This window comes from Streptomyces sp. NPDC102259 (genome assembly GCF_044766465.1).
Classification (GTDB): domain Bacteria; phylum Actinomycetota; class Actinomycetes; order Streptomycetales; family Streptomycetaceae; genus Streptomyces.
Window position 1 is genome coordinate 41054 of record NZ_JBIWMA010000031.1, and the last position, 24988, is coordinate 66041.

The window sequence follows — 24988 nt, forward strand, 5'->3', positions numbered from 1 at the left end:
CAGGACTAAGGGTGCCATGCCGGGTGCTTCCGGCCCGCATCGGCATGGGGGCTGTGACCCGACCCACGTGAGTCGGGCCACGTCGCGACGCCTCACGGAGGCGGCCGTGTCACGCGGGCACCCGTGCCCCCGCCAGGTTCTCGATCGTCCGGCGGGCGCTGGGGCCGACCACCACCGCCCACTCCCCCGGCGCGTCCGTGAGCCAGCCCACCACCTGCGCGGCGAAGCCCGGGACGTGCCGGGCCGACTCGACCAGACCGCGGTCGAAGCGGGTCGCGCCGTCGGGGGTGCGGACCAGGAGGAGGCCGGTGCGGTGGACGAGGGCGCGCAGGTCCTCGCCGCTGCGCCCGGCCGCCCCGTGCAGCACGGCGTCCAGGACCTCCGGGGCGCGTTCGTGGGTGAGGAGGTGCTCCAGCAGTTCGTCACGCAGGGGCCGGGACTCCGGGGCCCCGGGCGCCGCCAGTACGCCGGCCAGGGCGGCCCGCACCTGCTCGGGCCCGCCGCCGTCCAGCAGTCCCGTGACCAGCGGCAGGAGGACGGCCCGGGCGACGGGACCGTGGTCGAGGCGCCGGTCGACGTACGCGGCCACCTGCCCGGCGGCCTCCGGTCGCCGCTCCACCGCCTCCCGGACGAGAGCGGCGACCCGCTGGGCCAGGGCGGGCGTGGTGACGTCGGCGAGGGCGCGCAGGACGCTGCCGGTGTCCGCGCGGTCGGGACCGCGCAGGCGGGACCTGAAGGCGTCCAGGACCGGCTCGGGGTGTGTGCCCAGGGCGGCGAGCAGCGCGCTCGGCGGCAGCTGCGGGTCGCCCGCGGTGAACCGCTCCAGCGCCTGCGGAAGGTGCCGGGAGCGGGTCTCGGGATCCCGGACGAGGAGGGCCAGCGCGCCACCGTGCAGAGCGTGGTCGGCGGGACGGGCCAGCAGGACGAGCGCCGCGTAGCGCAGCAACCGGTGGTCGGCCTCCGTCCGGATGTGCGGGGCGGCGCGCAGTCCGTACGTCGTCGCGGCGACCCGCCGGTCCTGCCGTTCGTCGTGCGACCAGCGGTCGACGGCCCGGCACAGCGCGGACGGCTCCTCCTCCGCCAGTACGGCGAGCAGCTCGTCGGCGCGGGGATGCGCGCAGTCGACGAGGGCCTCCGTGAGGTCGTCCAGCGCGCGGTGCCGGTGGGTGTGCAGCAGCGCCTGCGCGGCCGTCGCCACGGTGGCGTGCGGGGTCGCGGGCAGCGGCCGCTCGTCGTCGAACCAGTGGGTGAGGCACGGCTGTACGGCGGTGGGGTCGGCGGCGAGGAGCCGGGCGACGGCGTCCAGGTAGCGGGGCGCGTCCGCGTCGTGCGGGGCGCCGTCGGCGAGGACCAGACGGCGCAGCAGGTCGAGGCGGGCGTCGGCGGGCAGGGCGAGCCCGGTCCAGAACGCGGGACCGAAGTCCACGAACCGGCCGTGCGGCTGGGCCCCGGCGCCGATCAGGTCCGCCAGCAGGCACAGGACGCCCGTGTACGGCGTCGCGTCCGGGACGCGCAGCAGTGTCTCGGTGAGCAGCCGGGCGGCCCACCACGAGTCCGGGTCGGCGTCCAGGGCGTGGACCAACTCCCGTAGCCGTAGCGCGAGTCGGTGCGGGCCCTGCTGGCGGGCGAGGAGCAACAGGGCCTGGACGACGGGACCGACCCGGTGGTGCGGGACGGGCAGCAGATGCCGACCGCCGGGCGCGCGACGGCGGTGGACCAGGGCGCGCAGTGCCTCGTCCAGGTCGAGGTGGATGCCCTGGATCCAGTCGGCGAGTTCCTCGTGGGCGAAGCGGTAGCCGCTGCCCGCGGGCACGAGGAGGCCCTCGGTGAGGACGGCCGACGCCCAGCCGACGCCGCCGCCCAGGCGGGCCGGCGCCGGGCCCCAGGGGAACACGGCCTCGAACGACGCCCGGTCCAGTTCGCCCTGCCCCGGCCCGAGACTGCGGCGGGCGGCCTCGTGCACCTGACCGGAGACCTTCGCCGCGAGCCTGCGTACGGCGGTGCCGCGCAGCCCGTTCTCGGCGGCGAGGCGGACCGCGACCCGTAGGCACATCAGGTCGAGGTAGGCGGACAGGACGTCGTCGCGGTCGACGGGCGCCGGGTCCTGCGGGCCGGGGAGGGCGGCCCGGACCTCGGAGAGGAGACGGAGCGTGAGCGGGTGCCGGTCGTCGGGGGCGGCGAGCGCGCCCTCGGGTACGGAGTAGCGGGCGCGGGCCTCGCGCGCCTCGTCGGCGGTGAGGTCGCCGAGGCGGACGCAGGGCGGGAGCGGGTCCCCGGCCGACACGGCCCCGTGGAGCAGCTCCGGCGGGAACTCCGCCCCTGCCCGTTCCCAGTACTCCGCCCGACAGGCCACCACCAGCCGCGTGCCCGTCTCCCGCAACCAGTCGGCCGTGCCCTCGGTCCACTCGGCGAGCCGGTGCGCGAGGACCGAGGGCATCTCCTCGGGCCCGTCGAGGAGCAGCAGCAGGGGGCGTCCGACGGCTCGGGCGAGGCGGGCGAGCCGCTCGGGAGTGACGTCACCGAGGCCGCGGGGGCCGGACGGCCCGGACAGGTCGCCCCTCGGCCCCCGCCCCGAATTCGTCGCCGTGCCCCCTGCCGTGCCCGCCGGCGCGCCGCCCGCTGCCGTCACGATGCGTGCCGCGCGGTTCAGTGCCCGGCGGGCCGCGTCGGCGAGGGAGTCGTCGTCGGCCCCCAGGTCGGCGCCGCGCAGCCACAGGGTGGGGGCCGGTCGTGCGCCCCGGTCGCGGCGCGCGGCGAGGGCGGCGAGTTCCGTCGTCCGGCCGCTGCCCGGTGCGCCGACGAGGCCGAGGACGGTCGCCGGGCTCGTCTCGAAAACGGCGAACTCCCTTGCCGAGACGGCGCGTTCGATGGGTTCCGCGGCGGCGGAGGAACCGGTCGCGGTGCGGCCGAGGGGGCCGGACAGCGCTCCGGGCGGCCCGTCCGAACCGACGGACGTGGCCGTGAGCTCGAGGAGACCGGCCAGGTTGAGGTCGGCGCCGTAGGCGGGCACGGTGGCCGCGTTACGGGCGAGCAGCTCGGCCAGCGGACCGTCGACGGGAAGCCCCGCCCCCGGCCCGGCCACCCAGGACCCGGTCCCCGTCCGCGCAGAGCCCGTCCCCGCAGAGCCCGTCCCCGCAGAACCGCCACCCTCACCGCCCGCGCGAGCGGCACCCGCACCCGCACCCGCACCCGCACTCGGCGGAGCCTCACCCACGCCCGCGGGCGGCGCCGTCGTCGCTGTGCCGTCACTCATGTCGCCGCCCGGCGGCAGGCCCGCAGGTTTTCCGTCGGCCGCCGGCCTGGCGTCGGTCAGTGGGATCTCGTCGGTCGTCGGGATCCGGGGGCGCAGCGGCACGGCGAAGCCGACGTCGCGGTGGCCGGACTGGAGCGCCGTGCCGAGGACGGCGACGACCGCGCCGGTCTCGGCGTCGAGGACCGGTCCCCCGGCCGCGCCACCGCCCAGCCGCAGCGCGTCCCGGCCCGCTGTGCCGATCGCCAGCTCCAGGGCGTCGTCGAGGAGGTGGAAGCGGTCCGTCGCCGTGTACGTCACGGACGTCTCGGCCAGCACCCGCGCCTCGCGCCAGCAGCCGGCGACCAGCCGGACGTACCGGCCGGTCTCGACGCCGTCCCGCACGGTCACCGGCAGCGGGGCGGCGCCGAGGCCCTCGGTGCGGACGAGGGCCAGGTCGAGTTCCGGGAGGGGGGTGACCGCGTCGGCGGTCACGACGCAGCTGCGGTCGTCGGCGGCGTACAGGACGAGCCGGGGCAGGCCGTCGACCGCTTCATGACTGGTGACCACCGTGCCGTGGTGATCGGCGACGAACCCGGTGCCGCGCGGCCGGCCGGCCAGGTCGCGGATCCGGACGAGCGAGGCATCGGCGGCGGCGCCGAAGTCCGAGGAGAGGACCGCGTCCGGGCGGTCCGGAGCATCCGAAGGGGCCAGGGGATCCGAAAGGGCCAGGGGATCCAGGGGATCCAGGGGATCCAGGGGATCCGGGGGGCCCGGGGGATCCGCCGGGCGGTGCCGGGTCGCGCCCCGCAGGGAGTCGTGCCGCGGTGTCCGCGGGCCTCGTCCCGCCATCGTCGTACCTCCCGCCGCGCCCGCGTGCTCTGGGTCCGACGGTAGGGGCGGGATGATCAGCGGGACAGATCACCGACCGAACGCGCCCCCCTGCACTCCCTCGGTTCACTCCGAGCGCCTGCCCGGACGGGTGAATGAACGAGGGCGGCTGGATACACCCTAGGGGTGGGGGAACCGAGGGGGGACCGTGGAGCGGCGGCGCAGCACAACCCCGTGTTCGCCGCTCCACGGGCACTACAGGACGCGCGCATTACAGGACGCGCCTCGAGCCCCTTCAGCCGAACACGGCCAGGCTCTTCGCCTTGCCCTTCTGCTCCTCCACCAGGGCCAGGAACCGGCCCTCGGGGTCGAAGACGGCCACGGCGCCCGCGCCCGTGTACTCGTCGGGCATCTCCAGGCGTACGCCGTTGGTGAGCAGCTGGGCCCGCTTGGCGTCCACGTTCCAGCGGGGGAACGCGGCGGTGGCCGCCTCGGCGACCGGCATCACGCTGAGCTCCTGCTGGAGCTGGTCGAGCGTCTTCGCCGAGTCCAGCTTGTAGGGGCCGACTCGGGTGCGGCGCAGGGCGGTGAGGTGGCCGCCGACGCCCAGGTCGGCGCCCAGGTCGCGGGCGAGGGCCCGGATGTAGGTGCCGGAGGAGCAGACGACGGACACGACCAGGTCCAGGACCGGGGTGCCGTCCTCGGCGACGCCGTCACGGACGTCGTACACGGAGAAGGAGGAGACGGTGACCGGACGGGCCGGGATCTCGAAGTCCTCGCCGTCGCGGGCCCGCTTGTAGGAGCGCACGCCGTTGATCTTGATGGCGCTGACCTTGGACGGTACCTGCATGATGGCGCCGCTCAGCTTGGCGATGCCCGCGTCGACCGCGTCCCGGGTGACCTTCGAGGCGTCCGTGGACCCCGTGATCTCGCCCTCCGCGTCGTCCGTCAGCGTCGTCTGGCCCAGCCGGATCGTGCCCAGGTACTCCTTCTCGGTGAGCGCCAGGTGCCCGAGAAGTTTCGTCGCCCTCTCGATGCCGAGGACGAGGACGCCCGTCGCCATCGGGTCGAGCGTGCCGGCGTGACCGACGCGGCGGGTCTTGGCGATCCCCCGCATCTTGGCCACGACGTCGTGCGAAGTGAAGCCCGACGGCTTGTCGACGATGACAAGGCCGTCGGGCGGGGTCTGCTTGTGGTTCATCAGGCGGAGTCGTCCGTCTCGTCCTCGTCACCGGGCTTCTTGTACGGGTCGGCTTCGCCGGCGTACCCGGCGCCCGCGGACACCTCGCGGACCTTCTCGTCGGCGGCACGGGCCCTGTCGAGGAGGTCGTCGATGGTGCGGGCGTTGTCCGGCAGGGCGTCGGCGACGAAGGCCAGCGTCGGCGTGAACTTCACGCCCGCCGCACGGCCCACCTCGGAGCGCAGGACGCCCTTGGCGCTCTCGAGCCCGGCGGCCGCGGCCGCCCGCTCCTCGTCGTCCCCGTACACCGTGTAGAAGACCGTCGCCTCCCTGAGGTCACCCGTGACCCGGGTGTCCGTGATGGTGACGTGGGAGCCGAGCCGCGGGTCCTTGATCCCGCGCTGCAGCTTCTGCGCCACCACCTGCTGGATGAGGTCCGCCAGCCTCTTGGCGCGCGCGTTGTCTGCCACTGGTCCGTCTCCCGTTCTGTCTTCTCTTGCGTTCTGTGGTCGGTCAGTCGTCTTCGCCGTGGAAGCGGCGTCTGACCGACAGCAGCTCCACTTCGGGGCGGCCGGCGACCAGCCGTTCGCACCGGTCCAGTACATCGGTCAGATGCTCCGCGTCACCGGAGACCACGGCGAGACCGATCTTGGTCCTGCGGTGGAGGTCCTGGTCGTCCACCTCGGCCGCGCTCACCGCGAACTTGCGCTGGAGCTCGGCGACGATCGGGCGGACGACGGAGCGCTTCTCCTTCAGCGACCGTACGTCGCCGAGGAGGAGGTCGAAGGACAGAGTCCCCACGTACATATGTGTAACCGGTTCACCCGCCGGTACGGGATCGATGGCCCTGCCCGCCCATGGGACAGGGACATCAAGAACGGTACAACGATCCGGGCGGCTGCTCGACGGGGTTTTACCTCGCTCATGCGTCCGCCGGACGCCGCACCGGCCGGCGGGGAAGGATCCCCCGCCGGCCGGCACGAACCATGGGTGCTTACACCCGCGGCTTCTCCCGCATCTCGTACGTCGCGATGACGTCGTCGATCTTGATGTCGTTGAAGTTTCCGAGGTTGATACCGCCCTCGAACCCTTCGCGGATCTCGGTGACGTCGTCCTTGAAGCGACGCAGCCCGGAGATGGTGAGGCTCTCCGCGATGACCTTGCCGTCGCGGATGAGGCGCGCCTTGGTGTTGCGCTTGACCTCGCCCGAGCGGACCAGGACACCGGCGATGTTGCCCAGCTTGGACGACTTGAAGACCTCGCGGATCTCCGCCGTGCCGAGCTCGACCTCCTCGTACTCCGGCTTCAGCATGCCCTTCAGGGCCGCCTCGATCTCCTCGATGGCCTGGTAGATCACCGAGTAGTACCGGACGTCGACGCCCTCGCGCTCCGCCATCTGCGCGGCACGACCGGCCGCACGGACGTTGAAGCCGATGACGATGGCGTCGGAGCCGGTCGCCAGGTCGATGTCCGACTCGGTGACCGCACCCACGCCGCGGTGCAGAACGCGGATGTCGACCTCTTCGCCGACGTCGAGCTGGAGCAGGGAGGACTCGAGAGCCTCCACCGATCCGGACGCGTCGCCCTTGATGATGAGGTTGAGTTCCTGCACCAGACCGGCCTTGAGGGCCTCGTCCAGGTTCTCCAGGGAGAACCGGACACCCCGGCGGGCGAAGTTGGCGTTCCGCTCGCGAGCGGCGCGCTTCTCGGCGATCTGACGGGCCGTGCGGTCCTCGTCGACGACGAGGAAGTTGTCGCCGGCGCCCGGGACGTTGGTGAGACCGAGGACGAGGACCGGAGTCGACGGACCCGCCTCTTCCACGTTCTCGCCCTTGTCGTCGAGCATCGCGCGGACACGGCCGTACGCGTCGCCGACCACCATGGTGTCGCCGACCCGCAGGGTGCCTCGCTGGACCAGGACGGTCGCGACGGCGCCGCGGCCACGGTCGAGGTGGGACTCGATCGCGATGCCCTGCGCGTCCTGCTCCGGGTTGGCCCGCAGGTCGAGCGAGGCGTCCGCGGTCAGGACCACGGCCTCCAGCAGGCTCTCGATGTTGAGGCCCTGCTTGGCGGAGATGTCGACGAACATCGTGTCGCCGCCGTACTCCTCGGCCACCAGACCGAACTCGGTGAGCTGACCGCGCACCTTGGTCGGGTCCGCGCCCTCGACGTCGATCTTGTTGACCGCGACCACGATCGGCACGTCGGCCGCCTTGGCGTGGTTCAGCGCCTCGATCGTCTGGGGCATCACACCGTCGTTGGCCGCCACCACGAGGATCGCGATGTCGGTCGACTTGGCACCACGGGCACGCATGGCGGTGAACGCCTCGTGACCCGGTGTGTCGATGAAGGTGATCCTGCGCTCTTCACCGTTGACCTCGGTGGCGACCTGGTACGCACCGATGTGCTGCGTGATGCCGCCGGCCTCGCCCGCGATGACGTTCGTCTTGCGGATGGTGTCGAGCAGTCGGGTCTTACCGTGGTCGACGTGACCCATGACGGTCACGACCGGCGGACGCGCGACGAGGAACTCCTCGCCACCCTCGTCCTCGCCGAACTCGATGTCGAAGGACTCGAGCAGCTCGCGGTCCTCCTCCTCGGGGCTGACGATCTCGAGGACGAAGTTCATCTCGTCCGCGAGGAGCTTCAGCGTCTCGTCGGAGACGGACTGCGTGGCAGTGACCATCTCGCCGAGGTTCATCATCACGCCGACGAGCGACGCCGGGTTGGCGCCGATCTTCTCGGCGAAGTCGGTGAGCGACGCACCGCGCGACAGGCGGACGGACTGTCCGTTGCCGCGAGGCAGCATCACGCCGCCGACCGACGGGGCCTGCATGGCCTCGTACTCCTGGCGCCTCTGCCGCTTCGACTTGCGACCGCGACGCGCGGGACCGCCGGGACGACCGAAGGCGCCCTGCGTGCCACCACGGCCACCGGGACCGCCGGGACGACCGCCGAATCCGGGACGGCCACCGCCGCCACCGAAGCCGCCGCCACCGCCGCCGGGGCCACCGCCGCCGGGACGACCGGCGAAACCGCCGCCGCCACCCGGACGTGCGCCGCCACCGGGACCGGCCGGACGACCTGCGAAGCCGCCGCCACCGGGACGACCGCCGCCGCCGGGACGACCGGCACCGCCGCCGCCACCCGGACCGCGGCCGCCGGGGCCACCGCCGGGACGCGGGCCGGCAGCGGGACGCTGCGGCATCATGCCGGGGTTGGGACGCGGGCCGCCGGGACGGGGACCGCCGGGGCCTGCGCCCTGCGGGCGAGGCATGCCGCCCGGAGCCGGACGGGCGCCGCCCGGAGACTGCGGACGAGGACCGCCGCCCTGGCCACCGGGGCCCTGCGGACGGGGACCCGCGCCGGGAGCGCCACCGGGGCCGCCGGGACGCGGAGCGCCCTGCGGACGGGGCGCCTGCGGGCGCGCCATACCGGCGTTGCCGCCGGAGGTGAAGGGGTTGTTGCCCGGACGCGGACCCGTGGGACGGGCACCGCCCGGACGCGGGGCACCGGCGCCACCGGGGCGCTGCCCCTGGGCGGCGGCCGGACGCTGGCCGCGGTCACCGCGGTCGCCACGGTCACCGCGATCGCCACGCTCCTGACCGGGCGCGGGGCGGCCGGCGGGGCGGGGCGCGCCGGGGCGCGGGCCCTGGCCCTGAGAGGCCGGCCGGGGGCCGGACGACTGGGCCGGAGCGGCGGAGGCGGCCGGAGCCGCCGGAGCGGCCGGCGGAGCGGTGAACTCCGGGGCGGCCGGGGCCGGACGCGGCGCGGGCTTGGGGCCCGGACGCGGGCCGGAGGCCGCCGGCGCGGGAGCCGACGAGGCGGCGGGGGCGGCCGGAGCCGCCGGAGCCGCAGGCGTCTGCGCCGCGGCAGGCTTGGGGGCGGCCGGCCGCGGTGCGGCCGGACCCGGACGGGCCGCCTGCGCCGGTGAGGGCGCGCCGGGCCTGGGGGCTGCCTTGCGCGGGGCGGGCTTGCCGCCGCCCTGGAAGGCGTCTGTCAGTTTGCGGACAACGGGCGCTTCGATGGTCGAAGACGCCGAACGGACGAATTCACCGAGTTCCTGGAGCTTGGCCATGACGGCCTTGCTCTCCACCCCGAACTCCTTGGCGAGCTCGTATACCCGGACCTTAGCCACTTCGCTCCTTTTAGGTCCGGGTGTGTCCGGACCGTCGCTACTTCATGGGCGTACTCATCGCGTGCTCATCGAGTGCTCATCGCAATCTCGACCTACTTCCAACTCGCGGGGTACCAGAGCCGCACGGAGGTTCCGTGCGACGCCTTCTTACGGTGTTGCCTGTTCGGCAACGGTCGTCTGCTCGACGTACTGGCGCAACGCCTTTGTGTCGAGCGCTCCCGGGGCTCGCAACGCCCTCGTGAACGCCCGGCGGCGTACCGCCTGGTCGAGACAGACCGGGGCGGGGTGCAGATACGCACCCCGGCCGGGCAGCGTACCGCGTGGATCGGGGACGCATGCGTCCTTGATCGCCACGATGCGCAGCAGCTCCGTCTTGGCCGCCCGCTCCCGGCACCCCACACAGGTGCGTTCAGGGCATGCTCCGGTGTGCGTCCGGCCAGACACTCTTAAGTCTACCTCCCCGCGGCGACCTCACCCCTTTGGGTCAGGATTCGAACAGTTGCCGCGTTACATCTGTCGTGATCTGAGCCCCGGCAGGCCGAGATCTATTCCTCCGCCGCTCGGCGCACCTCGGTGACCTGCCCGTCGGGCTACTCGCTGGGCTGTTCGACGTCCGGACGGATGTCGATGCGCCAGCCGGTCAGCCGAGCGGCGAGCCGGGCGTTCTGCCCTTCCTTGCCGATCGCCAGCGACAGCTGGTAGTCCGGCACCGTCACACGCGCGGAGCGGGCCCCGAGATCGACGACCTCGACCTTGGAGACCCGGGCCGGGGACAGCGCGTTCGCCACCATCTCGGCCGGGTCGTCCGACCAGTCGACGATATCGATCTTCTCGCCGTTCAGCTCGCCCATCACGTTACGCACCCGGCCGCCCATGGGGCCGATGCAGGCGCCCTTGGCGTTCAGACCCGAACGGGTGGACCTGACGGCGATCTTCGTACGGTGACCGGCCTCGCGTGCGATGGCGGCGATCTCGACCGAACCGTCGGCGATCTCCGGCACCTCCAGGGCGAAGAGCTTCTTCACCAGATTGGGGTGGGTGCGGGAGAGCGTCACGGACGGGCCACGCACCCCCTTCGCCACCCGGACGACGTACGACCGCAGACGCATGCCGTGCGGGTACGTCTCGCCGGGGACCTGCTCCTGCACCGGCAGGATGGCCTCCAGCTTGCCGATGTCCACGAGCACGTTCTTCGGGTCGCGGCCCTGCTGGACCACGCCGGTGACGATGTCGCCCTCACGGCCGGCGTACTCGCCGAGCGTCGCGTCGTCCTCGGCGTCGCGCAGACGCTGGAGGATCACCTGCTTGGCCGTGGTGGCGGCGATGCGGCCGAAGTCGGACGGGGTGTCGTCGAACGGTCGGGGCTCCTGCCCCTCCTCGAGGTCCTCGGGGTCCTCCTTCGCCCACACGGTCACATGTCCGGTCTCCCGGTTGAGCTCCACGCGCGCGTGACGGCGGCTTCCCTCGGTGCGGTGGTAGGCGATGAGGAGGGCCGACTCGATCGCCTCGACCAGCAGGTCGAAGGAGATCTCCTTCTCCCGCACCAAGCCCCGCAGGGCACTCATGTCGATGTCCACGGCTACGCCTCCTCTTCCATCTCGTTCTCGTCGATCTCGTCGATCTCGTCGATCTCGTCGTTCTGGTCGTTCTCGTTCTTGGCGTGCTCGTCGCCCTTGTCCTTGCGGTTGAACTCGACCTGCACGCGGGCCTTGTCGATGTCACCGAAGGAGAGTCTGCGAGCGGTGGCCTTGCGGCCCTTCACGCCGGGGACCTCGAGGTCGAGTCCCTCGTCGTCGACCGTCAGGATCCGGGCGACCAACTCGCCGCCCTCGGTCAGCTGGAACCGCACCAGCCGGTCGACGGCACGTACGTAGTGGCGGTGCTCGGTGAGTGCGCGCTCCGCGCCCGGGGTGCCGACCTCGAGGGTGTACTCGCCCTCGCCCATCGCGTCCGTCTCGTCGAGCTTCGCCGAGAGCGCGCGGCTCACATCGGCGATCTGGTCCAGGTCCGCTCCGGAGTCGGAGTCGACGACGACACTCAGCACCCGCTTGCGTCCCACGGAGTCCACGGTGATCTCTTCGAGATCCAGTCCCTGGGAGGCGACGAGCGGTTCCAGGAGCTCTCGCAGCCTCTCGCTCTGGGTGGTGCTCATCCGGGTGACTCCTCGGCCGCGTGTGCTGTTGTGGGATGGGGCGCGTGTCTGGTCAAAGGGTATCCGGTCGCAAGGTGTGTTGCCGTCCACCTGTGCACGGAGGGTGGCGGGCGCCCGCGGGGCGGTGCCGCTGAGTGGTACGGGGCGGCCGCGCGGGTACGGTGATCACGGGCCCGCCGCCCACCAGGACGCCAGTTCCGTACGAGTTCCCCGAGGACGCCTGCCGTGCCGTTGCCCCTCCCCTCGCGCACCCCCTCGGGGCCGCGCAGAAGATCCCTGCTCGCGTCGGCCGCGGGAGCCGCGCTGCTCGTGGGCTGCTCGTCCGGTACGGAGGAATCCGAGGAGAGCGCGAGCGGCAGCCCGTCGGCCGCCGAGCGGGCACGCGCGCGTGCGGCCCAGGACAGCGGCGGACTGGTGGCACGGTACGACGCCGTGCTCGCCGTCCATCCGGCGCTGGCGGGACGGTTGGCGCCGCTGCGGGCGGAGGTCGCACGGCACGTGGAGGCGTTCGGAGGCGCCGGAAAGGCGTCCGCCTCCGCCACGGGTTCCGCCACGGATTCCGGCACGAGTTCCGCCACGGATCCCCCCACCTCCCCCACGACTTCCCCGACGGGCTCCGCCTCGGTCGCGCCGGCCGGTCCCTCGGCCGTGCCGTCCGCCGCGCCGTCCGCCGTGCCGATCACCGACACGGACGCCCTCGCCGGGCTGGCCGCGGCCGAGCGCGCGCTCGCCGACCGCAGGGCCACGGAGCTGCTGGACGTCCCGGGCGAGCTGGCCCGGTTGCTGGCCTCGGTGGCGGCGGCCGGCGCGGCCCACGCCTATCTGCTGACGGAGGGGACGCGATGAGCGGGACCACGAGCTCGGAGCTGACGGCACTCCAGGCGGCGCTGGCCGCCGAACACGCCGCCGTGTACGGGTACGGGGTCGTCGGCGGGCGGATCCACGAGGGACGGCGCGCGGAGGCGCGGGCCGCCTACGACGCGCACCGGGCGCGCCGGGACGCGCTGATGCGCGAGGTGCGCGACCTGGGGGCCGAGCCGGTCGCCGCGAGCGCCGGGTACGCGCTGCCGTTCCCGGTGCCGGACTCCGCCGCGGCGGTCCGGCTCGCGACCGAGCTGGAGGACCGCGTGGCCGGGGTGTACTCCGACCTGGTGCGGGCAGCCGGGGACACGCGCCGCCGGGAGGCGGCGGGCGCGCTGCGGGAGGCGGCGGTCCGTGGAGTGCGCTGGCGCGGCGGGAGCGTAGCCTTCCCTGGTCTCGCCGAGCGGACCGGTACGGATCCGGCCACGGCCTCGGCGTCCGTACCGGCAGCGATGACGCCTCCGGCGGCGGCAGCGGCCTCCGGCACACCGGCGGCTTGACCCGAAGCAGGAAGGAAACGACTCGCGCATGGCTTTCGAACCGCCGCAGCGTCTGGTCAGGGCGCTCGGTGAGACGGCACCGGACGGTGACGGCTGGTTGGAGAAGCTGCCGGAGGCGGCCCGACAGGCCGTCGCGCTACGCGAGTTGACCGTCGACCGGGTGCAGGTGCCGGGCGGCCGGACCAGCCTGGTGATGCTCGTGCGGCACGCCGACGGGACGCCGGCCGTGCTGAAGCTGGCCCCGCCCCGGTTCCGGCCGGAGGCGGAGCGGGCCGCGCTGACGCACTGGGACGGCCTGGGCGCCGTCCAGTTGCTCGCAGGGCCGCAGACGGCGGGGGAACTACTGCTCGAGCGGCTGCATCCCGATGTGTCGGTGCGGTCGCTGGCCGAGGCGAAGGCCCTGCTGGAGGCGGCCGGGACGTTGCGGCGGCTGTGGGTGGAGCCTCCGGCCGACCACTCCTTCGAGTCCGTGGCCGACCGGACGGGACGGCAGGCGGAGGCGATGCGGGCCGGCGCCGGGGCCGAGCCCGAGGTGGCCGCCCTGGTGGACGCGGCGCTCGCCGCCCGCGCGGAGCTGCTGGCGGCACCGCCCGAGCACCGGCTGCTGCACGGCACGTTCCGGCAGAGCAAGGTGCTGGCGGGTGAGCGGACGCCGTGGCTGGCGGTGGGCCCGGATCCGGTGGTCGGCGAGTGCGCCTTCGATCTGGCCCGGCTGGTCCGCGACCGGCTGGAGGACCTGATCGCCTCGCCGTCCGGAGCGACGACGACCCGGCGCCGGGTGAAGCGGCTCGCGGAGTCGCTGGAACTGGACCAGGAACGGCTGCGCGGCTGGACGCTGTTCCGGGCGGTGGAGTCGGGGGTCCGGGCACGGCGGGTCGGGCGGACCCGGGACTCCGAACTGCTGCTCGAGTTCGCGACCTGGCTGTAGCGACGCCGACGGCGGTCGCACGGGGCGGTGACCGGACCGTGTCTCCCCGCCGGAGATCCCGGCAGGGAGACACGGCGGGTTCCGGCCGACGTGCCTCCCGAGCCTGCCGACCGGAGTCTCGCGGGGACCGGCCGTGGCGGCAGCCGTGCGTTGTCAGTGGTCGGGGGGCCGTACCGACGGCCGGATATCGGCGGGTGCGGTGCACAGGGTCTCCTCCACGGCCAACAGCCGGGTGTGCCGGCGGATGTGGGCGGCCTGGTCCAGGAACCGGTGATCGTCCGGTCGTGGACGGTGCGGCCCCGGGGCCTGCGCCGCGTACGGGACGTGCGCGAACAGCGGAAGGTCGGCCGGCGGGAGACGCCAGGTCAGCTGCCGCTCCCCGGCCACGAGCCGCAGCAGGTGCGTGCCGCCCGGCGCGGGGTCGGCGGCCGGGGTGATGACGGCGCTCGCCGGGTGCAGCGCCGCCAGCCAGGCGAGCAGGTGCGCCCGCTCTTGGGAGACCCGGTTCAGTTCCCGTTCGTAGGAGTCGGCGTGGCGCTGCCAGCGGGCCAGTTCCTGCCGGGTGCCGGCCAGGTCCAGGGCGAGCCGGTCTCCCGGTCCGGTCTCCTGCCGGGTGTTCCGGCCGCGTGGCCTGAGAAGGCGCAGAAGGGCCGCCGTCGTACGGCCGAAGGAACGGTCGGCCCGGCGTTCCTCGGGCGGAGGCCCCGTCGGGGGTGCGGACATGAGGTGCTCCCGGTGACGTGGGCGAGCGATCGGATCCGGTGCGGGTCGCCGGGCGCCCCGGCCGCCTCCCCGCGCGGTGGCGGAGCCGACGTCCTCGACCCGGGCGCGAGCGGATCCGGTACGACGAGAAGGCCGCGTCCCTTGCGGGCCTCCCACCGGCACTGATGCCCCCACCAGGCGGCCCGGGTCCCGCAGGGGGGTGGGACCCCACCTCGCGGAACCAACGGGCCGGGCGCTGCGGCCCGCGCCGCCGCCTCGGCCGTACGGCAGACCCCGTCGACAGGCTTCCGCCGGGACGGATACCCCCGCCGGACGGACCGGGTCACGAAGGGGGGTGGGCCCGGCCTCGGGGATCAGCGGGACGGAGACAAGCACCCGCGCCGCCGACTCGGCCATACGGCGGGCCCGGCCTCGGGGATTCGGCGGGGGTCGGGGCCGGGGTGAGGGTGTCGTCCGAGTGGGCCGGGTGGGTCGGGTGCCGACGGGGGCCCTGCTCACCGGGGCGGACCGGTCGAGCCGTGCTCCGTCGCCGTCGGAGCGGTCGAGCCGCGCTCCGTCGCCGCCGGACCGGTCGGGCCGCGCTTCCGCGCCCGGGGGTCCGGCGGCGCTTCCGGCGGCGGGGGCGCCGCCGCGCCGGCCCCTCCGCCGCCGGAAGCCTCCTCCCCCGCCGCCACCGCCCCTGCCCGCGCCGCGTCCGAGTCCGGCGCCCTCCCCGGCTCCACGGGGGGCCTGAGCGGTGTTCCGTCCCGCACCGGGGACAGCGGTCCCGACTGGGCCTCCACATTGGCGAGGGAGCATCGCTCGGGCCGGCCGTCGAGGGACAGCAGGGGCATGCCGTCGTGGTTGCGGGAGCCCTGGAAGTACCAGACGTCCCCGTGCGCGTCGCGCTGGGGAAGGGCCAGGTCGTACGTGGTCGCGCCGAGCCGGAACGGGCGCTTCTCCGCTCGGCCGGGCGCCCTCGGGGGCGCTGTGCCGACGCCGCGGGCCACGACCGTCACCCGGACCCCGTCGCGTTCGCCCTCACCGGCCACCGTGCGCGGACGGGCCTGCTCACGGACGTCGGTGATGCCGAAGTACGCGCGCCAGCGGGCCCATTGGGCGGGGTCGTCGACGCGGAGCAGGACCCCTACCCGGTCGCCGTCGACCCGGATGCCGTGCGGACCGGGGTGCCCGTCCAGGCGGCGCTCGATGGCACGGGCGACGCGCCGCGCCTTGGCGCAGGAGGCGTCCCAGGCCAGCGCCTGCCGCTCCAGTGCGGTGACCGGCCGCGCGGTGGGGGACCAGCCGCCGTCCGACGTCCGGTGCAGCACCAGGCCGAAGGAGCGGCGGGGGTCGGCGAGCAGCCGGGCCGAGTCCAGCGCGCGTGCCACGGCCGTCGCCTGTTCGGGCCGGACGGACCCCAGTACCTCGCAGATCAGACAGGCGGCGGGCGCGAGGTTGCCGTTCACACGGACACCGCCCCGGTCGACCAGCGCAGTTTCTGGAGGGCCCGGTGGGTCAGCGTCTTGACGGCGCCGACGCTCCGGCCCATCACCAGGGCCGTCTCCTCCGCCGTCAGTTCGTCGAGGTAGCGCAGTTCCACGCAGTGCCGTTGATGGGCGTTGAGCGTGTGCAGGACCGTGCGCAGCGTCTCGTGGGCCTCGACGGCCTCCAGTTCGCGCAGGGCGAGCGAGTCGGCGCCCCGGCCGTGCTCCTGCGGGTCCCGGAGTTCGGCGACGGGGGTCTCCAGCCGGGTGCGTCCGCACGACAGTTCGTCGAGGTAGAGGTTCTTGGCGATGGTGGTCAGCCAGGCGGCGAAGGCCCTGCCTTGCCAGGTGTACGCGTCGATGCGGCGCAGGGCGCGGGTGAACGCCTCCTGGGTCAGGTCCTCCGCCAGGTGTCTGTTGCGGGTGCGGATGAGCAGAAAGCGGTACACGACGCGGTAGTGCTCGTAGTAGAGGGCGGCGAACGCCTCCCGGTCGCCGGCACGGGCCCGGGCGACCAGTTCGGGTTCCGGACCGGCCGACGCGGCCGTGGCGTTGTTCGGTACGGACGGTGCGGACATGATGATCTCCATATCTTCAGTATGCATGTAGATGTAGATTATCCGCGTGAACCTTCACCCGGTGCGTACGGCCGTCCGGGGAGATCTACAGTCTTCAGGTAGATGCATATTGTGTCAAGTTGCCTACGGAGCGCGAGGGACGGCCGGGAAAACGCCTCGCGGGAGCATCGGGGGCGCACGATGACGCCAGGACCGTCGCAATGCTCCGGCGTGCACCCGAAGCACGCCCCCTCGATCTGCGATCTACTTGCGCTTGTAGATATCGATGACCGATCCTCTGAGGCGTGACGAACCAGCAGAGCCATTCAGCGGATCCGGACCCCGGCCACGATCCCGAGCGCCGGGACGAGGACCTCGCGGCTCTGCTCGAACGACTCCTGGCGCGCTCCCCCGGAAGGACCCAGAAGGACCTCGCGGCGGAGGCCGGCATCTCGTACCCGACGCTGAACGCCTGGATGAACCGGACGCGCGGCACCTCCCGCATCGACCCGGAGAAACTGCGGGCCATGGTCGAGGTGTTCCGGCGCTGGGGCGTGCTCACCACGCCGAGGGAGTTCTTCGAGGCGGTCGGCCGGCCGGTGCCCGGCCCCAGCGGGGACGAGCGGGAGGCGCGACTCCTGAAGCTGTACCGGCAATTGCCGGAGTCACGTCAACGCGCCCTGCTGAAGGACGCCGAGGCGATGCTCCAGATCAGCCGCATCACCTGAGGCGGGTCGGTCCGGGCCGACGGTCACGACACCGGCTTTCGCGGGGCATCACACACAAGCTTCGCTCAACAGATGAATATGACGAAACCCCCCACGATCACGGGAGCCATCGGTACCATCACTCAGCCGCTGGCCTCCCGGAGCGGATCACTTCATGCCGTTGTGCATCCCTGGGGAGACAGTTGTGTGCATCCACATTTCCGTGGCGGAAGATTTGCCGAGGATCGCGGTCTGGGACCCGGACGAGGTCAGCATCCGTGTGGCCAAGGGTTTCCAGGCACGGGACGTGCTCCGGGAGGTACGCGACATCCTCATGATCGACCTGGGTGCCCCCGCGTCGCGCGGCGGACCGCTGCGGTGCTTCTGCGGTATGCGCGTGGAACTCCCGCGCGAGCTGGTGCCCTGTGTCGTCGCGGCGGAGGCCGGCTGAATTCCGTCAGTCCGTCGACGCCGGGGTGAGCCGCAGGGCGAGCACCGGGCAGTCGGCCGCTGCCCGCCGGGCCCGTCGCGCGGTGCCGGACGGCACCGGGACGCCGTCGACCAGGGGGTAGCCCCATTCGTCGAGCGTGATGTGTTCGGGGAGGAAGTCCGCGCAGAGGCCGTGGCCCTGGCAGGCGGTCCAGTCGATGTCGATGCGCTGGGCCGTGCTCATGGATCAGCCCTCCTCGGGGACGGGCAGCAGGGGCGTGTGGTCGGTCGCGGTGCAGCGGCCCCGGGCGTGGGCGTCGACCTCGGCGGCGAAGGTGGTCAGGGCGCCGCGGACCAGACGGACGGTGCCGTCGGGGTGGTGGCAGGCGCCTCGGCCCTCGACCAGCCCCGACCAGCGGGCCAGGTCGGCGCGGACGGTGCCCTCGGGGCCGGGTGCGGCGAGGGCACGGAAGGCGGTGGCGATGCGGGGCAGGCCGTTGAGACAGGGACCGCACTGGCCGGCCGACTGGAGGGCGAGATAGCGCAGGACGCGCGCGGTCTCGGCGAGGCCGCAGCGGTCGACGGGCAGCGCGGCGAGCACGCCCGCCCCCAAGTAGCTGCTGTCCAGGGACAGTTGACCGGCCTCGGGGGCCGGGATCCAGGTGCCGTGGTAGCCGCCGACCAGGACCGCCTGGACGCCTTCCAGCGGCAGCAGCCGCCCCAGGGGCAGGCCGTAGGGCGCCTCCACCACCCAGGGTTCACGCCCCGGCGCATGGACCGTGCACAGCACGCTGCCGGGCTGGGTCGGGGTACCGGCCGTGCGGTACCAGTCCGCGCCGTAGCGGGCGGCCAGCGCGAGGTGGGCCAGGGTCTCCACGTTCTGCACGAGGGTCGGGGCCCGGTGCACTCCGCGCTCGCGGACCGGCGGACGTCGGTGGGTGGGCAGGGCCGCGCCGCCGGAGACGTACCGGGCGAGGGCGGCGGACTGGCCGGAGAGGAACGACGTGGGCAGCCGGACGACCTGCACGGGCAGCGGGTCGGCGGTGCGCTGGGCGAGGGCGGATTCCAGCCAGGCCGCGCCGTCCTCCACGGCGAGGTACGCCTCCCCCGCGCCGACCGCGCGGGCCGCCAACTGGAGCCCGTCCAGGACCAGATGGGGCGACAGGCGCAGCAGGGCCTTGTCCTTGCGACTGGCCGGCTCGCTCTCGGCGCCGTTGGCCACGACGACGGGAGCGCGGCCGGTACGCCGGCCGGCCTCCGCGACGGAGACGAGCTTGCGGTACGTCGGGAAGCCGGCTCCGCCCCGCCCGGTGAGGCCGGACTCGGCGACCGTGCGGAGCAGGCTCTCGGGGTCGCCGTGGGACAGCGGGCCGTGGCGCCGGTGGTGGGTGGCGAGGTCGGCCGGGGTGGCGCCGGTGGCGAGGAGGCGTGGGGGCATGCGGAGGTCCGGGAGGGTGGCGGTCACGGTCGGGCTCCTTCGGCGGTGCGCAGGAGGGCCGCGGGGGTGCGGCGGCCGGCGCGGGCGGCGTGTGCGAGGCGGGCGGCGAAGGCGGCGACCGCCGCGGCCACGCAGGCGACGGTCAGCCAGGTCATCCAGTCGGCGCCGGTGTCCGTGCCGATGCCGATGCCGTGGACGAGCGCGACCGGCCAGGAGGCGTACGCCAGCCGGTGCACGGTCCGCCAGGCGCGGTGGCCGAGGCGCTCCCGCAGCAGGCTGGTGACCAGGACGGCGAGCATCAGGTCCAGGGCGACCGTGCCGAGGCCGAGCCAGAGCGGCTGGTAGTCGCCGGCGAAGGGGACGAGGACGTCCACGACCGTGATGTCGACGTAGCCGTCCACGACCGCGGCGGTGATGTGCAGGGCGAGGAAGGCGGTCGCGGAGAGGGAGAGCGTGCGGTGCAGGCTCATCGTGCCGAAGCGCGGGAGCCCCGGGAGCCGGGCCTTCATCCGGACGGCGACGCCCAGCAGGACGACGACGGTGAAGAGGATCAGGCAGACGGCGCCGGTCGCCCGGTTGGCGTACCAGAGGGTCTCCGAGGTCATGCGGCCGCCTCCCGGCAGCGGGTGCCGGGGGCACCGTCCCCGGCACCCCGATCGACCTCGACGGTGTCGACGGTCTCGGCGGTCTCGGCGGTCTCGGCGGTCACGGCGGTCACGGCGGTCACGGCGGCATACACCGGACGGGCTGAATCCGGCCAACCCGGAGTGGTCACGACCGTGCCGTTCTGGGCCACCAGACGTGCCGGCAGTCCCCTGCGCGTCAGCCACCGCTCCGCGCCCGCGCCCTTCACCAGGGCCGCCGTGCTCGCCGCGTTGGCGTCGGCGCAGGTCGCCGCGGCGACGGAGACCGTACGCCAGGGGGAGCGGACCGGCAGGCCGGTGCGCGGGTCGACGATGTGGTGCAGGTCGTGACCGCCACGCCGCCAGCGCCGGGCGGTCGTGCCCGAGGTGGCCAGGCCCCCACCGCGCAGGCCCACCGAGTCGTAGGGGCCCTCGGCCGGGGTTTCGTCGACGGATCCCGTGACGTCCTGGACGCGGATCTGCCAACCGCCCGCCGGAGGCTCCCCCGCGACGGCCGTGTCGCCGCCCAGACTCACCAGGACTCCGCAGCCGGCCGCCGCGGCCAGCCTCTCGGCGGCCCGGTCGGCGGCCCACGCCTTGGCGGTGGCCCCCAGGTCGAGGCGGACGCCCTCGGGGACGGTGACCGTGCCGGTCGACCGGTCCAGGCGCACGGTGCGCCAGCCGGGGGTGCGCCGGACCGTGAGCCGGACCGGACGGTCGTCCTCGCGGACGAGGGTGAAGTCGCGGTCGTAGCCGAGGGCGTCCATCGCGGAGCCGACGGTCGGGTCGACCGCCCCGTCGGTGTCCTCGGCCGCGCGCAGGGCCACGTCGAGGGCCTGGGCGAGCAGCGGGCTGACCCGGACCGGGCGGCCGGCGGTGCCGTCTAGGGCGGCCAGTTCCGAGTCGGCGCGGAAGCGGCTACAGGCCGCGTCGACCTCGGCGAGGTGCCGGGCGAGGAGCAGGTTGCAGGACTCCAGCAGGGCCGGGTCGGTGACGACCAGCCGGACCGTGGTGCCGAGGGCCCGCCACTGGGCGGCGGCCGTGGTGCGGGACGCGAGGGAGGCGCTCATCACGACGCTCCCGAGGTGGAGTCGGTGGAGCCGCCGGAGGAGGAGGTGAGACCGCTGTCCGAGGAGGCACTGCCGCTGCTTGACGACGAGCTGTCCGACGACGAGCCGCTCGACGAGGAGTCCGTACCGCTGTCGGTGGAGCCGGTGTCCGTGGAGCCGGTGTCCGTGGAGCTCGAGCTGGTGCCGGAGCTGGAGTCGCTGCTCGTACTCGTGCTGCTCGTGCTCGTGCTGCCGGCCGTCGTCTCGGCGTCGGCCTGCAGGGTGCCGACCAGGGCGAACACCCCGGCCGCCGCGGCGAGCGTGACCGCCGCGGCCAGGGCGGCCGTACGCCGCGCACCCCTGCGGACCGCTGCCGCGGCCCCCCGTTCCTCTTCCCTGGTCGCCATGACCGTTCCCCTCCGCAGTGACGTTCTGTCACGCCCTACGGTCGGGGAACGGCCTGAGAGAAGTCTGTGAGGCAGCCCTACGCCCCGGCAGAACTCTCTGAGATATCGCTTTACGTCACGCCGTCAGCCGGGCGATCGCCTCGTCGACCGTGAGCTCCTCGCGCTCGCCGGTCCTGCGGTCCTTCAGCTCCAGGACGCCCTCGGCCGAACGGCGGCCCGCCACCAGGATCTTCGGCACGCCCATCAGCTCGGAGTCGGTGAACTTCACGCCCGGGGAGACACCGGGCCGGTCGTCGACCAGGACGCGCAGACCGGCCGCGCGCAGCTTCTCGGAGACGTCGAGCGCCAGCTCGGTCTGGAGGGCCTTGCCCGCCGCGACGACGTGCACATCGGCCGGGGCGACCTCGGCGGGCCAGCACAGGCCCTTCTCGTCGGCGCTCTGCTCGGCGAGGGCGGCGACCGCGCGCGAGACGCCGATGCCGTACGAGCCCATGGTCACGCGGACCGGCTTGCCGTGCTGGCCGAGCACGTCGAGCTTGAGGGCGTCGGCGTACTTGCGGCCCAGCTGGAAGATGTGGCCGATCTCGATGGCGCGGTCCAGCTTGAGGCCGGTGCCGCACTTCGGGCAGGGGTCGCCTTCCTGGACGACGACGACATCGACGTACTCGCCGACCTCGAAGTCCCGGCCCGCGACGACGTTCTTCGCGTGCAGGCCCTCCTTGTTGGCGCCGGTGATCCAGGCGGTGCCCGGGGCCACACGCGGGTCGGCGATGTACTTCACCTTGTCCAGACCCTGCGGGCCGACATAGCCGCGGACCAGGTCCGGGCGGCCCACGAAGTCCTCGGCGGTGACCAGTTCGACGGCCGCCGGGGCGAAGTGCGCCTCGACCTTGCCCAGGTCGACCTCGCGGTCGCCGGGAACGCCCACGGCGACGATCTCGCCGTCGACCTTCACGAGGAGGTTCTTCAGGGTGGCCGAGGCCGGAACGCCGAGGTGGGCGGCGAGGGTCTCGATGGTGGGGGTGTCCGGGGTCGGGATCTCTTCGAGAGCTGCCACGCCGTCGGCGTCCACCGGCTTCAGCTCGTACGTGATCGCCTCGGTGTTGGCCGCGAAGTCGCAGTTCGGGCAGTCGGCGAAGGTGTCCTCGCCGGCGCCGGCCGGGGCGAGGAACTCCTCCGACTTGGAGCCGCCCATCGCGCCCGCGGTCGCCGCGCAGATGCGGTAGTCGAGGCCGAGGCGCTCGAACACCTTCTGGTACGCCTGGCGGTGCAGGGCGTAGGACTGCGCGAGGCCCTCGTCCTCGGTGTCGAAGGAGTAGGAGTCCTTCATGAGGAACTCGCGGCCGCGCAGGATGCCGGCCCGGGGGCGGGCCTCGTCACGGAACTTCGTCTGGATCTGGTAGAGGATGACCGGCAGGTCCTTGTACGAGGACGCCTGGTCCTTCACGATCAGCGTGAAGATCTCCTCGTGGGTGGGGCCGAGGAGGTAGTCGCCGCCCTTGCGGTCCTGGAGGCGGAACAGCTCCGGGCCGTACTCGTCCCAGCGGCCGGTCGCCTCGTAGGGCTCGCGCGGCAGCAGGGCGGGGAGGCTGACCTCCTGGGCGCCGATCGCGTCCATCTCCTCGCGGACGATGCGCTCCACGTTGGCGAGGACCTTCTTGCCGAGCGGCAGCCAGGACCAGATGCCGGCGGCGGTACGGCGGACGTAGCCGGCGCGGACGAGGAGCTTGTGGCTCAGGACCTCGGCGTCCGCAGGGTCGTCGCGCAGCGTCTTCGCCATCAATCGGGACATGCGCTGGACCGGTGCGTTCGCCATGATTCTCGTGTCTCCTGCCGAAAAGGGTGGTGGCTAGGAGGTTAGCCGGGAGCGTGGCGGGCCGGAAATCCGTTACCCGCGCAGGAGGGGCAGCGGGGCGCCCATCACCGCGTAGGGGCGGGGGGCGCTGGGGAACAACACCCGGCGGGCCAGGTCCTGGTAGCCCAGGGAGTGGTAGAGCGCCCGGGCGGGGCTGTCGGTGTCGATCGCGGAGAGGATCGAGCGGGGCTGGGTCGCGGTGTCGGTGAGCGTGGTGATCAGGGCCCGGCCGGCGCCTCGGTTCTGGTGGTCGGGGTGGACGTGCAGTTCCGTGATCACGAAGGAGTCGTCCAGCCAGTGCTCGTTGCCCTGGGCCCGGAGGTAGGGCTGTACGACCGTCGACCACCAGTGGGTACGGTCGTTGGGCATGCCGTAGACGAAGCCGACGAGTCGGTCCTGGACGGTCGCGCCGAAGGCTCTCGCACCCGGGTGCGCCATGTGACGCAGGACGATCTGCCGGCGGACGGCGACCTCGTCGGGGCCCAGTCCGAAGGCGATCGCTTGGACGGCCAGGGCCTCGTCCACATGGGCGGGGAGGTCCAAGGGGCCGATCACGAGGTCCATGGCGGGGAGCCTACAGGGGCGTTAAAAGAGGACGCTCATGAAAGCGCCGACCTCCTGGAAGCCCACCCTCCTGTAGGTGCGCCTCGCCGTGGTGTTGAAGTCGTTCACGTAGAGGCTGACCACCGGGGCCACGTCGGCCAGGGCGTAGCGCAGGACCGCCGCCATGCCGGGGGCGGCCAGGCCCTGCCCCCGGTACTCCGGGGCCACCCACACACCCTGGATCTGGCAGACGTGAGGGGTCGCCGCGCCGATCTCCGCCTTGAAGACGACCCTGCCCCGGTCGTCGAGGCGGGCGAACGAGCGCCCGGAGCCCACGAGTTCGGCCACCCGGGCCTGGTAGAGCAGACCTCCGTCGCCGGCCATCGGGGAGACGCCGACCTCCTCGGTGAACATCGCCACGCACGCCGGCATGATCGAGTCCATCTCGTCCTTGCGGATGCGGCGGACGTAGGGATCCGGGGCGATGTCGGTGGACATGCGGTCGGTGACCATGAGGGGCTGTTGGCCGCGGACCTCGCGGGCCGGCCCCCAGTGGGGTTCGAGGAGGCGCCACAGCCGGGTCGTCGGCTCGACGGGGCCGACGATCGAGGAACAGCGGCGGCCCGCCCGGCGGGCGCGGTCGGCGAAGGCCCGCACCGCTCTCGGCGTCGCGCAGATCGGGACGAGGTTGGCGCCCGCGTAGCACAGGGACGTCAGCATGCCGTCCTCGTACCAGCCCCACATCTCGCCGCCGAGCCGCCACGGGTCGAGGCCCGCGACCTGTACGCGCGATGTGACGAAGGCGTTGGCTACCGGCTCGCGGTCGAGGACGGCGAGCGCGGCGTCCAGGTCGCTCGGTTCGAGGACCCGGGAGGTGGTCTGGGTCAACACGCGCGGGGCCTCACACTCAGGTCAGCTGATCCCCGCACTGTACCTGCGGAAGCTGGGCGGTGCCGAGCCGTGTTCAGCTGGCGTTCGTCTGCTGTGACCGTCGGGTGTCGTGCCGTCTGCTGGGGGCTGCCGCCCCCAGACCCCCGCTGTCGGCCTGAACGGCCTCGTCCTCAAACGCCGGACGGGCTGATTGCACCTGGCCCGGCCCAGAAGCCCGCCACAGCTGTGTGAGCCTGCCCGGCACAGATGCCCGCCACAGCCGTGTGAGCCGCCCGGCACAAAAGCCCGGCAAGCCGTGTGAGCCGCCCGGCGCCGACGCTCTGCGCCGACGCTCGGCGTCAGCCTGCGACCGATACCGACGGCTCGCCGGACGAGATACCGGCCGCCTCCATCTGTTCGGCCAGCTTCAGGGCCTCCTCGATGAGGGTCTCCACGATCTTCGACTCGGGGACGGTCTTGATGACCTCGCCCTTCACGAAGA

Annotated in this window: 24 protein-coding genes and 1 pseudogene; 5 read left to right on the forward strand and 20 right to left on the reverse strand. The window is 73.5% G+C overall.

The window, feature by feature from the left end:
• Positions 1-109: 109 nt before the first annotated feature.
• The 8 genes from ACIRPU_RS39810 to rimP all read right to left on the reverse strand — a co-directional run bounded on the left by ACIRPU_RS39810 (position 110) and on the right by rimP (position 11530).
• Positions 110-4081, reverse strand: coding sequence for a trypsin-like peptidase domain-containing protein (locus ACIRPU_RS39810; RefSeq protein WP_403876694.1), 3972 nt, complete (start codon positions 4079-4081; stop codon positions 110-112).
• A 274-nt stretch (positions 4082-4355) separates the two neighbouring features.
• Positions 4356-5261 carry a tRNA pseudouridine(55) synthase TruB gene (truB, locus tag ACIRPU_RS39815; protein ID WP_403876697.1) on the reverse strand — a complete coding sequence of 302 codons (906 nt, stop codon included), beginning with the start codon at positions 5259-5261 and terminating at the stop codon, positions 4356-4358.
• Positions 5261-5710, reverse strand: coding sequence for a 30S ribosome-binding factor RbfA (gene rbfA / locus ACIRPU_RS39820; protein ID WP_355708494.1), 450 nt, complete (start codon positions 5708-5710; stop codon positions 5261-5263). The genes truB and rbfA overlap by 1 nt, the downstream gene beginning before the upstream one ends.
• A 43-nt stretch (positions 5711-5753) precedes the next feature.
• Positions 5754-6047, reverse strand: coding sequence for a DUF503 domain-containing protein (locus ACIRPU_RS39825; protein WP_062641530.1), 294 nt, complete (start codon positions 6045-6047; stop codon positions 5754-5756).
• A gap of 187 nt (positions 6048-6234) precedes the next feature.
• Positions 6235-9378, reverse strand: coding sequence for a translation initiation factor IF-2 (gene infB, locus ACIRPU_RS39830; protein ID WP_403876702.1), 3144 nt, complete (start codon positions 9376-9378; stop codon positions 6235-6237).
• A gap of 147 nt (positions 9379-9525) precedes the next feature.
• Positions 9526-9822, reverse strand: a complete 297-nt coding sequence (locus tag ACIRPU_RS39835) for a YlxR family protein (protein ID WP_078615640.1) — start codon at positions 9820-9822, stop codon at positions 9526-9528.
• 146 nt (positions 9823-9968) lie between these two features.
• Positions 9969-10955 carry a transcription termination factor NusA gene (gene nusA, locus ACIRPU_RS39840; RefSeq protein ID WP_355708487.1) on the reverse strand — a complete coding sequence of 329 codons (987 nt, stop codon included), beginning with the start codon at positions 10953-10955 and terminating at the stop codon, positions 9969-9971.
• Between the two features lie 2 nt (positions 10956-10957).
• A complete protein-coding gene (gene rimP, locus ACIRPU_RS39845; RefSeq protein ID WP_385570578.1) occupies positions 10958-11530 on the reverse strand; it encodes a ribosome maturation factor RimP in 573 nt (190 codons plus the stop codon).
• 225 nt (positions 11531-11755) lie between these two features.
• On the opposite strand from rimP, the gene ACIRPU_RS39850 reads away from it, so the two are divergent.
• The 3 genes from ACIRPU_RS39850 to ACIRPU_RS39860 are packed head-to-tail and all read left to right on the forward strand — an operon-like array spanning position 11756 to position 13819.
• Positions 11756-12376 carry a hypothetical protein gene (locus tag ACIRPU_RS39850; protein WP_403876707.1) on the forward strand — a complete coding sequence of 207 codons (621 nt, stop codon included), beginning with the start codon at positions 11756-11758 and terminating at the stop codon, positions 12374-12376.
• Positions 12373-12891, forward strand: coding sequence for a ferritin-like domain-containing protein (locus tag ACIRPU_RS39855; protein WP_403876710.1), 519 nt, complete (start codon positions 12373-12375; stop codon positions 12889-12891). The genes ACIRPU_RS39850 and ACIRPU_RS39855 overlap by 4 nt, the downstream gene beginning before the upstream one ends.
• A 28-nt stretch (positions 12892-12919) precedes the next feature.
• On the forward strand, positions 12920-13819 hold the full coding sequence (locus ACIRPU_RS39860) for an aminoglycoside phosphotransferase family protein (RefSeq protein ID WP_403876713.1): 900 nt from the start codon (positions 12920-12922) through the stop codon (positions 13817-13819).
• 153 nt (positions 13820-13972) lie between these two features.
• On the opposite strand, the gene ACIRPU_RS39865 is transcribed toward ACIRPU_RS39860, so the two are convergent.
• The 3 genes from ACIRPU_RS39865 to ACIRPU_RS39875 all read right to left on the reverse strand — a co-directional run bounded on the left by ACIRPU_RS39865 (position 13973) and on the right by ACIRPU_RS39875 (position 16586).
• Positions 13973-14542, reverse strand: coding sequence for a hypothetical protein (locus ACIRPU_RS39865; protein ID WP_403876717.1), 570 nt, complete (start codon positions 14540-14542; stop codon positions 13973-13975).
• 494 nt (positions 14543-15036) lie between these two features.
• Positions 15037-15990 carry a BN159_2729 family protein gene (locus ACIRPU_RS39870; RefSeq protein WP_403876720.1) on the reverse strand — a complete coding sequence of 318 codons (954 nt, stop codon included), beginning with the start codon at positions 15988-15990 and terminating at the stop codon, positions 15037-15039.
• A complete protein-coding gene (locus ACIRPU_RS39875; RefSeq protein ID WP_403876723.1) occupies positions 15987-16586 on the reverse strand; it encodes an RNA polymerase sigma factor in 600 nt (199 codons plus the stop codon). Before ACIRPU_RS39875 ends, ACIRPU_RS39870 begins: the two co-directional genes overlap by 4 nt.
• Positions 16587-16870: 284 nt before the next feature.
• Between ACIRPU_RS39875 and ACIRPU_RS39880 the strand changes: the two genes are divergently transcribed.
• Entirely contained in the window at positions 16871-17293 is a 423-nt protein-coding gene (locus tag ACIRPU_RS39880; RefSeq protein WP_403876726.1) for a helix-turn-helix domain-containing protein, read from the forward strand.
• A 202-nt stretch (positions 17294-17495) separates the two neighbouring features.
• Complete coding sequence (locus ACIRPU_RS39885) at positions 17496-17723, forward strand: hypothetical protein (protein ID WP_385561201.1); 228 nt, start codon at positions 17496-17498, stop codon at positions 17721-17723.
• A gap of 6 nt (positions 17724-17729) precedes the next feature.
• Here the strand turns inward: ACIRPU_RS39885 and ACIRPU_RS39890 are convergent, their stop codons facing one another.
• The 9 genes and pseudogenes from ACIRPU_RS39890 to ACIRPU_RS39930 all read right to left on the reverse strand — a co-directional run.
• Positions 17730-17945, reverse strand: coding sequence for a ferredoxin (locus ACIRPU_RS39890; protein WP_403876731.1), 216 nt, complete (start codon positions 17943-17945; stop codon positions 17730-17732).
• A gap of 3 nt (positions 17946-17948) precedes the next feature.
• Positions 17949-19166, reverse strand: a complete 1218-nt coding sequence (locus tag ACIRPU_RS39895; protein ID WP_403876734.1) for an NADH-ubiquinone oxidoreductase-F iron-sulfur binding region domain-containing protein — start codon at positions 19164-19166, stop codon at positions 17949-17951.
• Positions 19163-19744, reverse strand: coding sequence for a ferric reductase-like transmembrane domain-containing protein (locus tag ACIRPU_RS39900; protein ID WP_403876736.1), 582 nt, complete (start codon positions 19742-19744; stop codon positions 19163-19165). The genes ACIRPU_RS39895 and ACIRPU_RS39900 overlap by 4 nt, the downstream gene beginning before the upstream one ends.
• Positions 19741-20832 (reverse strand): FAD:protein FMN transferase, encoded by a 1092-nt coding sequence (locus ACIRPU_RS39905; RefSeq protein WP_403876739.1) that lies wholly within the window; start codon positions 20830-20832, stop codon positions 19741-19743. Before ACIRPU_RS39905 ends, ACIRPU_RS39900 begins: the two co-directional genes overlap by 4 nt.
• A complete protein-coding gene (locus tag ACIRPU_RS39910; RefSeq protein ID WP_403876742.1) occupies positions 20832-21218 on the reverse strand; it encodes a hypothetical protein in 387 nt (128 codons plus the stop codon). The genes ACIRPU_RS39905 and ACIRPU_RS39910 overlap by 1 nt, the downstream gene beginning before the upstream one ends.
• 115 nt (positions 21219-21333) lie before the next feature.
• A complete protein-coding gene (locus tag ACIRPU_RS39915) occupies positions 21334-23034 on the reverse strand; it encodes a proline--tRNA ligase (RefSeq protein ID WP_385561218.1) in 1701 nt (566 codons plus the stop codon).
• A gap of 72 nt (positions 23035-23106) precedes the next feature.
• Positions 23107-23637, reverse strand: coding sequence for a GNAT family N-acetyltransferase (locus ACIRPU_RS39920; protein ID WP_403876745.1), 531 nt, complete (start codon positions 23635-23637; stop codon positions 23107-23109).
• A gap of 21 nt (positions 23638-23658) precedes the next feature.
• Positions 23659-24507 (reverse strand): GNAT family N-acetyltransferase, encoded by an 849-nt coding sequence (locus ACIRPU_RS39925; protein WP_403876748.1) that lies wholly within the window; start codon positions 24505-24507, stop codon positions 23659-23661.
• Positions 24508-24845: 338 nt separating this feature from the next.
• Positions 24846-24988, reverse strand: a pseudogene (locus ACIRPU_RS39930) (4-hydroxy-3-methylbut-2-en-1-yl diphosphate synthase); the annotation flags it as partial.

What these genes read in the sequence shown, in the direction of transcription:
- ACIRPU_RS39855 (WP_403876710.1), top strand. Translation starts at nt 12,373, where the DNA reads ATGAGCGGGACCACGAGCTCGGAGCTGACGGCACTCCAGGCGGCGCTG.
- ACIRPU_RS39860 (WP_403876713.1), top strand. Translation starts at nt 12,920, where the DNA reads ATGGCTTTCGAACCGCCGCAGCGTCTGGTCAGGGCGCTCGGTGAGACG.
- ACIRPU_RS39915 (WP_385561218.1), bottom strand. Translation starts at nt 23,034, where the DNA reads ATGGCGAACGCACCGGTCCAGCGCATGTCCCGATTGATGGCGAAGACG.
- rimP (WP_385570578.1), bottom strand. Translation starts at nt 11,530, where the DNA reads ATGAGCACCACCCAGAGCGAGAGGCTGCGAGAGCTCCTGGAACCGCTC.
- ACIRPU_RS39810 (WP_403876694.1), bottom strand. Translation starts at nt 4,081, where the DNA reads ATGGCGGGACGAGGCCCGCGGACACCGCGGCACGACTCCCTGCGGGGC.
- ACIRPU_RS39910 (WP_403876742.1), bottom strand. Translation starts at nt 21,218, where the DNA reads ATGGCGACCAGGGAAGAGGAACGGGGGGCCGCGGCAGCGGTCCGCAGG.
- ACIRPU_RS39905 (WP_403876739.1), bottom strand. Translation starts at nt 20,832, where the DNA reads ATGAGCGCCTCCCTCGCGTCCCGCACCACGGCCGCCGCCCAGTGGCGG.
- ACIRPU_RS39865 (WP_403876717.1), bottom strand. Translation starts at nt 14,542, where the DNA reads ATGTCCGCACCCCCGACGGGGCCTCCGCCCGAGGAACGCCGGGCCGAC.
- ACIRPU_RS39825 (WP_062641530.1), bottom strand. Translation starts at nt 6,047, where the DNA reads ATGTACGTGGGGACTCTGTCCTTCGACCTCCTCCTCGGCGACGTACGG.
- ACIRPU_RS39890 (WP_403876731.1), bottom strand. Translation starts at nt 17,945, where the DNA reads ATGAGCACGGCCCAGCGCATCGACATCGACTGGACCGCCTGCCAGGGC.
- ACIRPU_RS39920 (WP_403876745.1), bottom strand. Translation starts at nt 23,637, where the DNA reads ATGGACCTCGTGATCGGCCCCTTGGACCTCCCCGCCCATGTGGACGAG.
- truB (WP_403876697.1), bottom strand. Translation starts at nt 5,261, where the DNA reads ATGAACCACAAGCAGACCCCGCCCGACGGCCTTGTCATCGTCGACAAG.
- ACIRPU_RS39875 (WP_403876723.1), bottom strand. Translation starts at nt 16,586, where the DNA reads ATGTCCGCACCGTCCGTACCGAACAACGCCACGGCCGCGTCGGCCGGT.
- ACIRPU_RS39900 (WP_403876736.1), bottom strand. Translation starts at nt 19,744, where the DNA reads ATGACCTCGGAGACCCTCTGGTACGCCAACCGGGCGACCGGCGCCGTC.